Genomic DNA, 15,019 nt, shown 5'->3' with positions numbered 1-15,019 from the left:
TCTGTGGCCTATCTGGCATAGGAGAAGGTGATTTGTTTAGTATAGAATGTTTATAATGAAAGATATGAATAGTTAAAGGAGCTGAAGTTTGTGAAAAGACCCAACATTTTGCTTATTACCAGCGACCAGCAGCATTGGAATACTATAGGAGCGTTTAACGAGGAAATCCATACCCCTAATCTGGATCGATTGGTTAGGGAAGGGACGACATTTACGAGAGCATACTGTCCGAATCCGACCTGTACTCCGACCCGGTCGTCGATCATTACCGGCATGTATCCGAGTCAGCACGGGGCGTGGACTCTCGGCACCAAGCTGCTGGAAGATCGGCATACCGTAGGGGAGGATTTCAACAAAAACGGTTATCAAACAGCTTTGATCGGTAAGGCTCACTTTCAACCCTTGCGCGGTACAGATGAGTATCCTTCGCTTGAAGCATACCCGCTACTTCAGGATTTGGATATCTGGAGAAAATTTACGGGGCCTTTCTATGGCTTTGACCATGTGGAGTTAGCCCGAAATCATACAAATGAAGCGCATGTAGGCCAGCATTATGCCATTTGGATGGAGGAGAAGGGCTGCAAGAATTGGCGTGATTATTTTCTCCCCCCAACCGGCACAATGGATAAAAGCATTATGCACAAATGGCCGATACCGGAAGAGTTTCACTACAATACTTGGATCGCAGAACGGTCAAATGCTCTGCTCGAGCAGTACAAGGAGAATAATGAGCCGTTTTTCCTATGGTCGAGCTTCTTCGATCCGCATCCGGATTATCTCGTGCCTGAGCCTTGGGATACGATGTATGATCCGGATCAGCTCACGATACCGGCGATCACTCTAGGAGAGCATGACCGGAATCCGCCGCACTTCCGGATGACACAGGAGGAGAATCCTGACTTCTCCGCATGGCGCGAAACCGGCCAAGGGATTCACGGCTACCAATCTCATTCTCTACAATCCCCGGACGAACGTAAAAAACTGGTTGCGACTTACTACGGAATGATCAGCTGTATGGACAAATATATCGGCAAAATTCTCAATAAGCTGGATGAGCTTGGTCTTGCAGACAACACGATTGTCGTGTTTACGACGGATCATGGGCACTTCTTTGGTCAGCATGGGCTGCAGTACAAAGGCGGCTTTCACTATGAAGATTTGATCAAGCTACCCTTTATTGTCCGTTATCCCGCCCACGTCCCGGAAGGCCGTGTTTCCCCGGCGATTCAATCGCTTGTCGACCTTGCGCCCACCTTCCTGTCTCTTTCCGGTATTCCGATTCCTCCAGTAATGACAGGGGTGGATCAAAGCGGTGTCTGGTTCGGTACACAACCGGAAGCCAGAAATCATACCATTTGCGAGTTCCGGCACGAGCCAACAACCATTCATCAGAAGACGTATGTCGATGAACGGTATAAAATCACTGTTTACTATAATCAAACATACGGTGAAATTTTCGACCTTCAAGAAGATCCTGGAGAGCTTAATAACCTTTGGGATGAGCCGCAGTACGCTGCACTTAAATCCGAATTGCTTTTGAAATACGCTTGGGCGGAGTTGGGAAAAGAATCGATGCCCATGCCACGTATTTGGCACGCATAAATAGAAAGTGAGGCACAGGGTATGTCAGAACATCCAGGAACAGCACCGGTGAATTCGTTTGAGCCGAACGGATACGGGCTGTATAATGTATCTGGCAACGTGTGGGAATGGAGCGCGGATTGGTTCAGCCCGACATATCATCTGAATAGCTCTAAAGTTAACCCGCTCGGTCCGCCATCTGGTGATAACCGAGTGCTTCGCGGGGGATCTTATCTTTGTCATAAGTCTTACTTTAATCGCTACCGGGTAGCGGCAAGAAGCAAAAATACGCCGGATAGTTCTACAGGAAACATCGGTTTCCGCTGCGTGAAATAAAAAAAGCCAGTCAGCACGTTATTCCAGTGTTCTGACTGGTTTTTGCTTATTTGGAACGAATAGTAAAAATAAATGTTTTATATATCTCGAATATGCTTACATGGACGTATACCACCATTTGTTATATGATATATGTATTCATACAAAAAATCGGGAGTGAATGAGATGCTAGAGTTAAATATAGAAAATCCAGATGAGCTTGTCCTTGTAGCCCATGCATTATCCACTGATTTAAGGGTCAAAATCATCCAACTGTTAAATACAAAGAAGTTGAATATAAATGAAATTGCTGACGCACTTCAGGTTCCTGTATCCACCGCAGCTTCCAATGTGAAGATATTAGAAAAGGCACGGCTCATTGAAACTGAGCTGCTGCCGGCGACACGCGGAGCTATGAAAGTATGTACGCGAACTTACCATGACATTCATATCATATTAAATTCACAATTCTATCATCTTCGGCCGGATAAAAACTGCTATGAGATCGAAATGCCTATCGGATACTTTACAAATTGCCAGGTATCGCCTACTTGTGGGATGGCCAATACGGAGAAAATGATTATTCAGGAAGATTCGCCTGCCGGATTCTTTCATCCCGATCGCTTTTCTGCACAAATCATCTGGTTTCGTAAAGGATTCGTTGACTACCGGTTTCCGTTGGAACTTCCGAAAGGTGCCAAAATTCAATCCGTCCAGTTCAGTCTTGAAATCTGCTCAGAAGCTCCAAATTATGATAACAACTGGCCATCTGATATTTCGTTTTGGGTGAATGGGGCCGATGTGGGAACTTGGACCTCGCCTGGCGATTTCGGAGGGCGAAAAGGGAAGTTAAATCCAGGATGGTGGCCAGAATCTGCTACCCAGTTTGGATTGCTAAAAACGTTGAGTGTGGATGGTACCATGACCGCAATTGATAACGTTCAAGTGTCTTCGGTCAATTTGCATCAATTAGTGCTTGGAAATAATAGCTTCATCGATTTAAGATTAGGCGTGAAAGATGATGCGACACATAAGGGCGGTATTAACTTATTCGGCAACAAATTTGGGGATTATGAACAAGGGATCGTCATGAAAGTGTTCTATACGTTTTAAAGGATGGGAAATGAGGTCATACAAACAATAATGTTGTGTTGACCTTTCTTTATGTACAAATAAATTGTAATAATGCAATTAAAACATCCTTTATATACAATAATATTAAAATAAACGTTGACACAATGCGATGTAAGCGGTATTATTTTCTTATAAGGTACATAAAAATGGTTATAATACAAAATTATTGTTTTGTATCTTTCAAATTAAAAAAAAGGGAGCGATTAAATTGAAAACAAAAAAAGTATTATCGTCAATGCTAGGCGCCACAATGTTAGTATCCCTAATGGCAGGTTGCTCAAGTAACAGCGGTGGTTCAAGCACAACTCCAGCCAGCACTGAAAAAGCAGCAGAGACGGCGAAAACGGATAATACCGGGGGCAAGAAAACAGAGCTTGTATTCTGGACGCTGTTTGCTGGCGGCGATGGCGAATACATGGATCAGATCATTAGTTCTTTTAATAAATCGCAGGATAATATTTCAATCAAGAACGTCAAGTTGGAGTGGGCAGAATATTACACGAAGCTCGTGACAGGTGTGTCTGGCGGTAAAGGTCCGGATATTGGGATTTCCCATACATCCAAATTACCTGAGCTAATTAAGGCGGGGGTTGTATCTGAGTTAGATACGACTGGTAAGGCCATTAATCTCAACTGGGATAACTACAACAGCAATATTTTGAGTTCCGCTACTGTAAATGGAAAGCATTATGCGGTTCCGATCGATACGCATCCATTCATCATGTACTACAATAAGAAGCATTTGCAAACAGCTGGATTGCTGGGCGCTGATGGCAAACCTACACTTGAGACAGGTGCTGATGGCTTCGTCAAATTCTTAACAACGCTGAAAGATAAGCTTCCTAAAGATGTAACGCCATTCGCTTTTTCTAATAATGCGGATGATCCATACCGATTGTGGTGGGCGCTCTATTCCCAACAAGGCGGAAATGACGTTATTTCGGATGACGGCAAAACACCTGCGATTGATACGGATAAGGCAATTAAAGCTGCAAACTATATTAAGGACTTATATTATACAAGTAAAGTAATTAAACCGCAGGATCCTGATTTTTACAAAACGTTCCAAAGCGGCAAGGGCGCCATTATGATGACAGGCGTGTGGGCTACAGGAACTTGGGAAACGACCAAAGATCTTGATTTCGGTGCTATGCCAATTCCTAATATCTTCGGAAATACGAAAACGTGGGGAGATTCCCACACCATCATCTTGCCAGTAACCGCGAAGGAAGATCCTAAGAAGCGCGAAGCAGCATTGACGTTTGCCAACTATGTTGCTGAAAAAGGCGGCCAAGTTTGGGCGAAAGCAGGTCACATTCCTGCTAACAAAACTGTTTTCGATACAGCAGAATACAAAGCTCTGAAATACCGCAGTGACTACGCAAGTGTAGCAGCTGATGTGGTATTCCCTAAGGTATCAGACAAAACATGGCCTAAGAATGATGTTTTGAAAAAATATCTGGATGAAATTTGGTTGAATAAAACCCCTACGGATGCTGTGTTTAAGAAGATTGATGGTGAGTTAAAGACATTGCTCTCTAAATAAATGCCATTAAACCGGATAACAAGCTTGGAGTATCATACTTCAAGCTTGTTACTTTCAAGAAAGAGAGGTGTGATACTGCATGAGTACAAATGGAGTTGATTTGAATAAAACATCGGTCACCGTCCGTTCACAAACGAAAGCAAGGCAGTGGCGGCTGGACATCCTGGCTTTTCTATTTCTTCTGCCTTTTCTGGCCGTATACGTCGTGTTTACGATATTCCCGATGATCAAAGGACTGCAGATGAGTCTGTACGACTGGACGCTAATTAAGAAGATGGATTTTGTTGGCCTTAATAATTATATCGCTATGGTAAAGGATGCAAATTTTTGGCGTGCGCTCTGGAACTCAACGTACTTTGTTATCTTATCTACGCCTAGCATGCTTATATTTGCTCTACTGCTCGCGGTCATTGCCAATCAAAAAACGAGACTTCAGAAATTTTTCCGCAGCGTCTTTTTCTTGCCGAGTGTTCTATCTGTCTCTGTCGTTTCGTATGTAGGTCTGTTTGTTATACAGCCTTACACAGGCTTTCTGAATAATTTACTTAAATTAGTCGGTATTCTTTCGGTAGATCAAGAGATATTTTGGTTGACGGAATCATCCCTGGCCTGGATTGCCATTACAGCGATTACACTTTGGTGGACGGTTGGGGTTAACATGATTCTGTATTTATCGGCTATGCAGGATATTCCAGATGATATTTATGAAGCTGGGAGACTCGATGGCGCTTCGGAGAGACAAATGTTTTTTCGAATTACGCTTCCACTGCTAGGTCCCATTACAAAAACGATATTACTGCTTCAAATTATTGCTTCCTATAAAGTGTTTTTGCAAATTTACATTATTACACGCGGTGGACCGGGTACAGATACACGGCCAATTATTCAGTATATTTACGAGGAAGGCATCAAAAACAACCATATGGGTTATGCAGCTACCATGTCGTATGCGCTATTTGCCATACTCCTTGTCTTGTCGTTGATCCAATTGAAAATGAGTGCGAAGAAGGAGGCGGTCTAAGATGCGGGCTCTTCGCCTATCCTTATCTGTGCTTCTTGCTCTACTTTTTCTTGTTCCCATCTCATGGATGCTGATTGTTTCTATTAAAGATGAAGGTATGAAGATTACAGGTGTGCTGGATTGGTATAAACCGCCTTACACCTTTGAGACATACGGGTATATTTTTCAAGAAACGTCTCTGGTAAGGTGGATGTTCAACTCTCTTGTGGTTGCTATTGCCGTTACAGCGCTAACGCTGTTAATTTCTTCACTGAGCGCATTCGCCTTGTCCAAAATCAAGTTCCGTTATCAAAAGTTCATGTTCGTCTTGATTTTGGCTGGTCTTTTGATCCCAGGCGAAGCGATTCTCATTCCGCTTTATCAGGTTGTGAAAGAACTGGGGATGTTAGATTCTTATCAAGGATTAATTTTACCGGCGGTGGCCTCTCCATTTGCAGTTGTTGTTCTGAAAAGCTTTTTTGATGCAGTTCCCAATGAGCTGCTTGAAAGCGCTGAGATGGATGGGGGAAGCAAGTTAAGGGTTTACGCCAGTATCGTGATGCCGCTTGCTAAACCAGCCTTGGCTTCCATTGTAATTCTTACGTTTATTGCCCAATGGAACAACTTCCTATGGCCGTTCATCGCGATTACTTCAGAAGAACTGTTTACTCTACCGATGGGGATTCCTACCCTGATGTCCCAGTACTCGGAAGATTATGTAAGACCTATGGCCATTAACTCGGTAGCATCTATTCCTGTCATGGTCGCATTCTTGTTCTTCGAGCGGCAAATTGTAAAAGGTCTGAGTTTCTCGGGTATAAAGGGGTAATCCATGAATAAAGAAAGAGATTACAGCATCGACATCTTTAAAGGGTTATTGGTCATCGGGATGGTGTACTGTCATATCATGCAATTTTTCAGCAATCCCATGGTCTTTACGGGAGCACAACGAGTGATCGATGTTGTTAATATTGTCACGTTTACAGGTTTCGTATTTAGTTTCGGATACGTTGGCCAACTAGCCTATTACAATAAACCGTTCAAAGCAGTATACGGAAGAATGCTGTCAACCGCGTTGAAAACGCTGATTGCTTTTTATATTTCAGGTACTTATTATCGCTTGTTTTTAGATCGAAAGCCCCTATCATGGAGCACAATCAAGCCTATTCTGATTCTTCAAGATATTCCTGGTTGGTCGGAGTTTCTGATTTCTTTTTCACTTATCATGTTGGTCGGGTTGGTATTATTTAAGCCATTAACTTGGTTGGTTGAGCGAAAGTTCAAGTTTTGGGTGGTCGTCGTTTTACTGCTAATCACTACGTATCTACCCTATGACAAAGTGACTGTGAATCAGTTAGGGCTATTGATTGGCACAAGAAAATTTGCTTCTTTTCCCGTAGTGCAATATTTTCCCTACTACTTGATTGGGATGTATGCCGCACGCTACAAGCTGGGGTGGAACTGGAAATTTTTCGTGTGTTCCTTAGCTGCTTCTGGAATATTCATCACATACGTAATAGCGAAACATGGGCTTCCGGAGCGTTTTCCACCGTCCATCTATTGGATTTTAAGCTCCGCTTTCTTAGTGTATGTGTACTACCTAGCTGCGAAAGTGTTGGTAAAAAGATTGAGATATACGGGTTTCTTGCTCGTTCTAGGGCAAAATGTGCTGCTATATTTACTTCTGAGCAATATTATGATTTTTACGTTAAAACATAATCAAGGGCAGCTTCTGTTAAGCACGATGGAATGCCTTTGGTTTGATGTCGGTATTCTTTTATTGATTAGCTTCTTCATCCGGATCACGATAAGTACTACATTCAATGCGAAGGTCGCTTTGAAATCGGAAGGTGTAAATCATTGAAGAGATTGGTGAGCGCAATGGTGACGATCTGTTTGGGTGTCTTTCTAACCTCATGTCAGGGAGAGGGACCTAAGAGAATGGAGCTCGAACGCTGGCGTCAAGTTCCCACTTATAGTAATCCCATGGAATTAGCTGAAGAGTGGGAGGATTATGGTATTGGCGATCCATTCGTTCTCCGTTACAACGGTATGTACTATTTGTACTGCAGTACCCAGGATGATCAAATTGGAGTAAAAGCGTGGAGTTCTGCGGATTTAGTGAATTGGAAGCCGGAAGGACTCGTTACCGAGGAGCTAATAACAAAAGGGGCGTATGCGCCGGAGGTCGTCTATTGGAACGGTTACTTCTACATGTACACTTCACCGGGAGGCGGCGGTCATTATGTGCTCCGCAGCCAGAGTCCCACAGGCCCTTTTACGGTCCAAACGGATAATCTGGGGATGTCGATCGATGGCTCTGTATTTATTGATGACGATGGGAAATGGTACTTTACACATGCTTCCGGTCGAGGTATTTTGGCTAACGAAATGTCAGATCCTTATACGTTTGGCCCCGATAAGCTGATCCCGGAAGCCTATTTGCAGCACTGGACAGAGGGCTCATCGATCTGGAAAAGAGAAGGGAAATACCTAATTACTTATACCGGTAATCATGTCTTCAGCACAGGTTATCGAATTCAATATTCGATTTCTGATCAAGGACCCTTAGGTCCGTATCGGACGCTGGAAAACAATCCATTCGTGATCAGCACGGACGATAAATTTAATGGACTAGGTCACAGTTCTACTGTTCTAGGGCCGGATCTGGATTCCTATTATTTGGTGTATCACAATCTGGAAGGCGCATCGACGTCAGGCCCGCCTGTACGCAAGCTTAATATCGACCGTTTGCAGTTTAATGGGGATCGTATGTCTCTACTCGGTCCTACCTTCGCGATGTCACGTCCTGTTGCCAAAATGCCTGACTTTTCGGCCAAAGAAGTGGTTCCCGGAAGTACGGTTGGTTGGAAACAAGAGCAATTGCGTGACAAAACGATTGTAGTGAGCGACTCTACAACGGAACAGGCATTTACAGCTGAGTATAATTTCCGCGCATTGTCGACTGACGAAAGCTCTTCCCATATTGGCGTTGTATTTGCATACGAGAATGAGCGGAATTTTATGTTTACGGACGTGGATTCGCAAAGTCATGAGCTCATCGTACAGCGGGTTAATGAGGGTAAGATGGACCTTGTCGGAAAAGCTCAAATCCCAAAGGAAACGGATTTAACAAAACTGCATACGATTCGGGTAACAAATGTAAATGGCAAGATTCAGGTTTATTGGGACAATATGCATAAGCTAGAGGTAGATAGGCAGATTGCCGGAGGTAAAATTGGTTACATCTATGCTTCTGCATCGAAGTCCGCTCCTGCTATGTTGTTCACGGCTTATAGCAATGATGCGGGTGGAAGCAGTGATTATGAAACCGTCAAGCCTGTCCCAGGGAGTGTCGAAGCGGTACATTATTTGAAAGATAAGAACCGTGGTTATTCAGATTCCTTAGCCAATGAGCATCGAGGAATTGCAGCGGATGATGGCAGTATGGCAGCTGTTTTGCCGAAGGCCGGAGATTGGCTGCAGTATCCTATACAGGTGAAGCAGGCAGGAACCTACGGCATTGATTTGGATATGCTGCCATCGGATGCGGAGACAACGATAGAAATAGCTGCTGGAGCAGAAAAGCAGCGGTTTATCGTACCAAAGCGGAACAAAGCTGATCAAACTTGGGAACGAACACGCATCGGGAGTATGGCATTGAAAGAAGGCTACGCAAACCTGAAAATCAAAGTTGTCCAAGGTTCGCTTTCGTTCAAGACGATGACGTTCTATCCGGGTGATGAAGCGTTCTCTCCAATAGACAATGTGCCTAAAAGGATGGTGGGCATGTGGATTCCTGTAGATGGCGGTTATGAAACTCGCTCTCACGAATATATAAAAACATTCGCGGGAAGTGAAGACTGGACGGATTACCGGATGGATGCGGAGTTCATTTTCCCCACGACACCGACAAGCGATGCAGGCTTGCTGATCAGATCTGTTCATGAATCTTACTATCCGCATCAAGTGCAAGATGCCTTCACAGGTTATTATGCGTCTGTGAACCAAGATGGACTTTCGTTGAAAAAAGTGAATTACGGAAAACAGGAGATTTTGAAAACCGTGCCTCTATCGATTCAAAAAGATACGAGCTATCGAATGAACGTTCAGGTTACCGGCAATCGAATACGTGTATATTGGAATGGATCAACGGATCCTGTTCTCGATTATCTTGATCCGAGAGCTTATACACATGGCAAAATCGGTCTGCTTTCCAACCATTCCGATATTATTTTTCATCAAGTTTCTGTTTCGAAGTGAAATGCGAAGTTATAAATACAGGGAAGATAGAGGAGTGTAGTTATGACAACTAAGATGTATATCAAAGATTATCCAAGACCTCAATTCGTTCGTGATTCCTGGCTCAATTTGAACGGGGAATGGGATTTCCGTTTTGACGATGATAATGTAGGGGAAATCGAAAAGTGGTATAAACAGCTTAACGGAGATCGCAAAATAACAGTTCCGTTCACTTATGAAACGAAGGCGAGTGGGATTGGAGAAGAGAAGTTTCACCCGAATGTATGGTATGAGCGTGCTTTGGTTATCCCGAAGGAGCAAGAAGGGAACCGTGTTATCCTTCATTTTCAAGCTGTAGACTATATAGCAAAGCTATGGGTTAACGGAACCATGGTTGGACAACATCAAGGGGGATACACTGCATTTTCTTTTGACGTTACACCGTATCTTCTATTTGGCGAATCCAATACTCTCGTGTTGAAAGCGGAAGACTCACAAAGCTGTACACAGCCAAGAGGCAAGCAGCGTTGGGTTGATGATAATTTTGAGTGCTTTTATGTGCAGACAACAGGCATTTGGCAAAGTGTGTGGATTGAGTATGTAGCGACCTCGTATTTAAAATCTGTTAAGATGACGCCTGATCTCGATAATTATTCAGTTCGCTTTGAATATCAGGCGCACATGGCTGCCAAATCGAAACAACTCCGTCTGGAAACTCGGATTAGCTTGAAGGATAAAGTTCTTAAGCAAACGAGTCTGGTTATCGATCGCCCGTGGCTCCAACTGGATATGAATTTATTACATGAAGCGAATGGGCCTTGGAAGGTATTAGCATGGTCACCGCATAACCCTAACTTATACGATGTTGAATTTATTCTTTATGAAGATGACATCATCATTGATCATGTATATTCTTACTTCGGTATGAGAAAAATTTCGATTGAAAAAGGAAAAGTACTCCTTAACAATACGCCGATATATCAACGTCTTATTCTTGATCAGGGTTACTGGCCAGATAGTCACTTGACTCCGCCATCGGAAGAGGCATTGATTGAAGACATTGATGCAATTTTGGCTATGGGTTACAACGGGGTAAGGAAGCATATGAAGATTGAAGATGCCCGGTTCCTTTACTGGTGTGATGTGAAAGGTGTGCTGGTCTGGTCCGAAATGGCGGCAACCTTTGAGTTTAACGATGAGGCGATTGATACGTTCACATCGGAATGGGTGGAGATCGTCCGCCAGCAGTACAACCACCCTAGTATTGTGACCTGGGTACCTTTTAATGAATCATGGGGGATTGCACAAATTTACACCAACTTGAGACAACAAAAGTTTACGGAAAGCATCTATCACTTGACCAAATCACTAGACCCGCATCGGCCTGTTATCGTAAATGATGGCTGGGAGCACACCGTTTCAGACATCTTGACATTACATGATTATGAGGAGAAAGGCTCTGCATTTTTAAAGCGTTATACAGACAAAGATGGACTCCTGAACAACGAATTCTCATTCAATAACGGGAAATATGCCATTGCCCAAGGATACGCCTATCGTGGCCAACCAATTATGATCACTGAATTCGGAGGTATCGCTTTTAACACAGGGAAAGGCTGGGGCTATGGAAATCAGGTTGAGAATGAGGAAGCCTTTATCGAGCGCTTTAGAAACATTACACAAGCGATTAAAGATACGGATTATATTAGTGGATATTGTTACACCCAAATAACCGATGTTCAACAGGAAGTCAACGGATTGCTTACAGAGGATCGGAAGCCTAAGATACCACTCGAACTGATAAAAGAAATTAATCTTGCTTAAGGTATAAAAAGAAGGACACGGCTTGTTTGTGAAGCCATGTTCTTTTTTACTAGATATCCTCCCCACCCACTCTAGTTTCGAAAATTCAGATTGCATAACCAATACGTCGCTGATATTTAATAATAAAAACAAACGTTCTTATATAGGGCTAATTATGTTGGCAAATGAAACCAGATCATATTATGAGAAATCTCATCATGTGACCTGGTTTTTTAACATGAACGACCAACGATGGGTTAACCCTTAACACCGGATCCTGCGATGCCTTCAACGAAATAGCGTTGTGCGAACATATAAACAAGAAACACAGGAAGCAAAACAAGCAACGTGGCTGCCATCAACAAATTATATTGCGTAGCATACATGTTCTGAAATTGAAGAAGACCTACCGTAAGGATCTGCTTAGATTTTGTACTGATAAGCAGTAATGGCCATAGAAATGAATTCCATGTCCCTATGAACGTGAACACACTTATCGTAGCAAGAGCAGGTTTAGACAACGGTAGAAAAATAGAGAAAAATGTGCGAATAGGATTACAACCGTCTATGGAAGCGGCGTCTTCCAGTTCTTTAGGCATGGACAAATAGAACTGACGCATCAGAAATATACCGAATGGAGAAACCAAACTCGGGACGATTAGGGAGAGATGAGAGTCCATCCAGCCTAAATCCTTGACCAGAAGAAAGATCGGAATCATGATGACTTGACCGGGGATCATCATGATCGATAATACAACCAGAAATAATTGATTTCGCAAAGGAAATTGCATGCGAGCAAAGGCATAGCCAGCCAGTGCTGAGGTTAAGAGAACGCCTGCAATCGTAAGAGCCGTAATGTAGAATGTATTCCAAAAGTATTGATAATATGGGAAAGACGATGCTGCTTCTTGATAGTTTCTCCATTTTATCGGATCCGGTATCCATTTAGGAGGAAATGAAAAAATGAGCGAGTTGTCTTTCAAAGATGTGGACAGCATCCAAACAAAAGGCACGACCATAAGGATGCCAAATGCAATAAGGACGACATAAACGAGAAGCATGTCTGCACGAACTGTAGCGGTTTTTGAAGTCATGCCTTAACCTCCCTTCAACTTTATTCGACTTCGGAATGAACCCAATACTTTCGTCCGATCCATTGTATGACGGTGATGGCTAGAATGACGAGGAACAAGACATAAGCCATTGCCGAAGAATAACCTATGCGGAAATTTTCAAAAGCTTGTCGGTAAATATAGTAGACCATGACAAGAGTGGCGTTCCCGGGACCTCCTTTGGTCAAAACCAACACCTGCTCAAATACTTGAAAAGAATTAATAATGGATATTACGGAAATGAAAAATAAGGTTGGAGAAGCCAAAGGGATCGTAATATACCTAAATTTTTGGAAATTTGTAGCGCCATCAATTTGGGCAGCCTCATATAGGGAGCTGGGGATCGATTGCAGGCCTGCAAGCATAATGACGATATTGCTACCGAGCGACTTCCATATACTCATGATAATGATAGCAAGCATCGCATATTTACTATTATTGAGCCAGTCTGGCATAGGGAGCCCCAATTGGTATAACACACTGTTTAAGAGCCCAGAATCGGATTTGTAAATCCATTTCCAAATGACAGCGATTGCTACACCCGAAGTAATGGTGGGCAGAAAATATACACCGCGAAAAAAAACAATGCCTTTGATTCTCATGTTCAGCAATACGGCGAAAATCAAAGATAAGATGACAATAAGTGGGACCGTGCCTGCTACAAAATATATGGTATTTATGAAAGAAGTTATAAAGTTTTTATCCCGCAGCAAATCGGCATAGTTTGCCAATCCAACGAACGTTTTTTCTTTCACTCCGTCCCATTCCATAAAGCTAAGCCATAACCCTGAACATATCGGGTATATATAGAAGACGATCATGAGCACGAAAGCGGGCAAAATAAACAAATATCCGTAGACATGCATCATGGTAAGTTTGTTTTTGGTTAGAATGTTTATCTCAATCACCCCGATCCTAATGTCAAAGGTGTTGGACCGGTATGAACATACTGGTCCAACGGATTTGTATGATTATTTTAATAATGGCTGAACTTCTGTTTTTATCGCTTTGGTGGCATCTTCCGGTTTCTTCTCCCCGGACCATACTAGAGAAAGTTCACGATCCATAATTTGTTTCACTTCGTTTTGCTTCTCTACGACGACCGGTGCGCGGCCATACGTCGTTTCTTTCATGACCAGATCCTTTTGCTCCTTGGTCAATTTAAGTACGGATTTATCACCAAATTCAGGCATTTGAACTACTGAACGGGTCGGAGGGAACCATGAGAACTGCTTGGCACGTATAAACTGCTGTTCATCTGATAAAAACCACTTCATAAACTTCCAAGCTTCATCTTTATTTTTGGACGTAGACATGATGGCGAACGTAGATCCATAAGCTGTCGTTGCTTTCTTGTCACCTTTAGGCAAAGGAGCGATTCCCCAGTTAAATTTCACATCTTTAAGTACGTAGTGAGCGTACCAGGGACCGCTGCCAAGCGTCATTGCTGCTTTGCCATTCTGGAACTTGTCTTCATCTGAACCCGGCTTAGGCGCAACTTTATGTTTATTGACAAGATCCGCAACGAACGTGATTGCTTTTACCGCCTCAGGGCTGTCGATTGTAGAGGTTTTGCCGTCCGTGCTAATCATATCCGCACCGTTTTGCCATAAGAATGTCGTATAGGAGGGAAACTCGGTACCGTATACTTTGGCTGGCCCGTCACCGGACGTTAGTTTTTTTGCAGCGCTCAGGTAGTCGTCCCACGTCCAGTTCTCATTTGGATAAGGGATGCCGGCTTTATCAAATATATCTTTGTTGTACCAGAGCAGACCCAAATCCAGATCACTAGGCAGAGCGTAGAGATCGCCTTTGTATTTATAGGCGTCGAGAAGTTTCTCGAAAAATCGGCTTAGATCATAAGTAGGGTCTTTTTCTTTAATTAACGCACTCAAGTTAACCAACATGCCTTTGGCCGCAAGAGCATTCTCATAGTCTGCGCTTAACATGGCAACATCTGTAGCCGTCCCTGCCGCATTGCGGGCAAGAAGAGTGGAAATCGTATCTCCATGTTTAATGAAGATGTGCTCGATGTCGATACCTGTTTCTTGCTTGAACTTAGGAAGTTGCTTTTCCTCCCAATCTTTGGCAACATCCCCGGACTGAAAGCTGGAGAATGTCAGCTTTGTTGCACCTTTTGATTCGTTTTCTTTTTTTGTTTCCGTTTGCGTTTTTCCGGGATCGGATGCGGGGCTGCTGCAGGCGGACAGACTAAGGGATAGCAGCGTAAGCGATAATACACCATACAAAGAAAATTTGCGCATAATTTGTTTCATTGGATAGACC

Annotated in this window: 11 protein-coding genes and 1 pseudogene; 9 read left to right on the top strand and 3 right to left on the bottom strand. The window is 43.2% G+C overall.

All coding sequences use genetic code 11. From position 1 onward, the window contains the following. The first annotated feature begins 90 nt into the window (after nucleotides 1–90). The 9 genes and pseudogenes from GC098_RS14080 (at nucleotide 91) to GC098_RS14040 (ending at nucleotide 11,642) form a co-directional block, all read left to right on the top strand. Nucleotides 91–1,602 (top strand): sulfatase family protein, encoded by a 1,512-nt coding sequence (locus GC098_RS14080; protein ID WP_171643775.1) that lies wholly within the window; start codon nucleotides 91–93, stop codon nucleotides 1,600–1,602. 36 nt (nucleotides 1,603–1,638) lie between these two features. Beyond that, a pseudogene (locus GC098_RS14075) lies at nucleotides 1,639–1,917 on the top strand (formylglycine-generating enzyme family protein); the annotation flags it as partial. 165 nt (nucleotides 1,918–2,082) lie between these two features. Continuing rightward, nucleotides 2,083–3,009, top strand: coding sequence for an ArsR/SmtB family transcription factor (locus tag GC098_RS14070; protein ID WP_171643773.1), 927 nt, complete (start codon nucleotides 2,083–2,085; stop codon nucleotides 3,007–3,009). Nucleotides 3,010–3,238: 229 nt separating this feature from the next. After that, entirely contained in the window at nucleotides 3,239–4,576 is a 1,338-nt protein-coding gene (locus GC098_RS14065) for a type 2 periplasmic-binding domain-containing protein (protein ID WP_246358604.1), read from the top strand. 79 nt (nucleotides 4,577–4,655) lie between these two features. Further along, nucleotides 4,656–5,597 (top strand): carbohydrate ABC transporter permease, encoded by a 942-nt coding sequence (locus tag GC098_RS14060; protein WP_171643772.1) that lies wholly within the window; start codon nucleotides 4,656–4,658, stop codon nucleotides 5,595–5,597. A 1-nt stretch (nucleotide 5,598) separates the two neighbouring features. Next, the gene (locus GC098_RS14055; protein WP_171643771.1) at nucleotides 5,599–6,405 is read left to right on the top strand and encodes a carbohydrate ABC transporter permease; all 807 of its coding nucleotides are present in this window, start codon (nucleotides 5,599–5,601) and stop codon (nucleotides 6,403–6,405) included. A 3-nt stretch (nucleotides 6,406–6,408) separates the two neighbouring features. Then, nucleotides 6,409–7,440 carry a hypothetical protein gene (locus GC098_RS14050; RefSeq protein ID WP_171643770.1) on the top strand — a complete coding sequence of 344 codons (1,032 nt, stop codon included), beginning with the start codon at nucleotides 6,409–6,411 and terminating at the stop codon, nucleotides 7,438–7,440. A gap of 122 nt (nucleotides 7,441–7,562) precedes the next feature. After that, nucleotides 7,563–9,839: a family 43 glycosylhydrolase gene (locus GC098_RS14045; protein WP_171643769.1), complete on the top strand. Its 2,277-nt coding sequence runs from the start codon at nucleotides 7,563–7,565 to the stop codon at nucleotides 9,837–9,839. Nucleotides 9,840–9,881: 42 nt separating this feature from the next. Further along, nucleotides 9,882–11,642 (top strand): glycoside hydrolase family 2 protein, encoded by a 1,761-nt coding sequence (locus tag GC098_RS14040; RefSeq protein WP_171643768.1) that lies wholly within the window; start codon nucleotides 9,882–9,884, stop codon nucleotides 11,640–11,642. A 236-nt stretch (nucleotides 11,643–11,878) separates the two neighbouring features. Here GC098_RS14040 and GC098_RS14035 read toward each other — a convergent pair whose 3' ends face one another. From GC098_RS14035 to GC098_RS14025, 3 genes are all read right to left on the bottom strand, one after another. Beyond that, entirely contained in the window at nucleotides 11,879–12,715 is an 837-nt protein-coding gene (locus tag GC098_RS14035) for a carbohydrate ABC transporter permease (protein ID WP_246358603.1), read from the bottom strand. A gap of 20 nt (nucleotides 12,716–12,735) precedes the next feature. Further along, on the bottom strand, nucleotides 12,736–13,602 hold the full coding sequence (locus tag GC098_RS14030; RefSeq protein ID WP_171643767.1) for a carbohydrate ABC transporter permease: 867 nt from the start codon (nucleotides 13,600–13,602) through the stop codon (nucleotides 12,736–12,738). A gap of 102 nt (nucleotides 13,603–13,704) precedes the next feature. Then, a complete protein-coding gene (locus tag GC098_RS14025; protein ID WP_171643766.1) occupies nucleotides 13,705–15,009 on the bottom strand; it encodes an ABC transporter substrate-binding protein in 1,305 nt (434 codons plus the stop codon). Nucleotides 15,010–15,019: the final 10 nt, after the last annotated feature.

The sequence above is a fragment of the Paenibacillus phytorum genome, assembly GCF_013141715.1.
Classification (GTDB): domain Bacteria; phylum Bacillota; class Bacilli; order Paenibacillales; family NBRC-103111; genus Paenibacillus_E; species Paenibacillus_E phytorum.
Note: the sequence above shows the minus strand (reverse complement) of the source record. Positions and strands in the feature narration are given on the sequence as shown.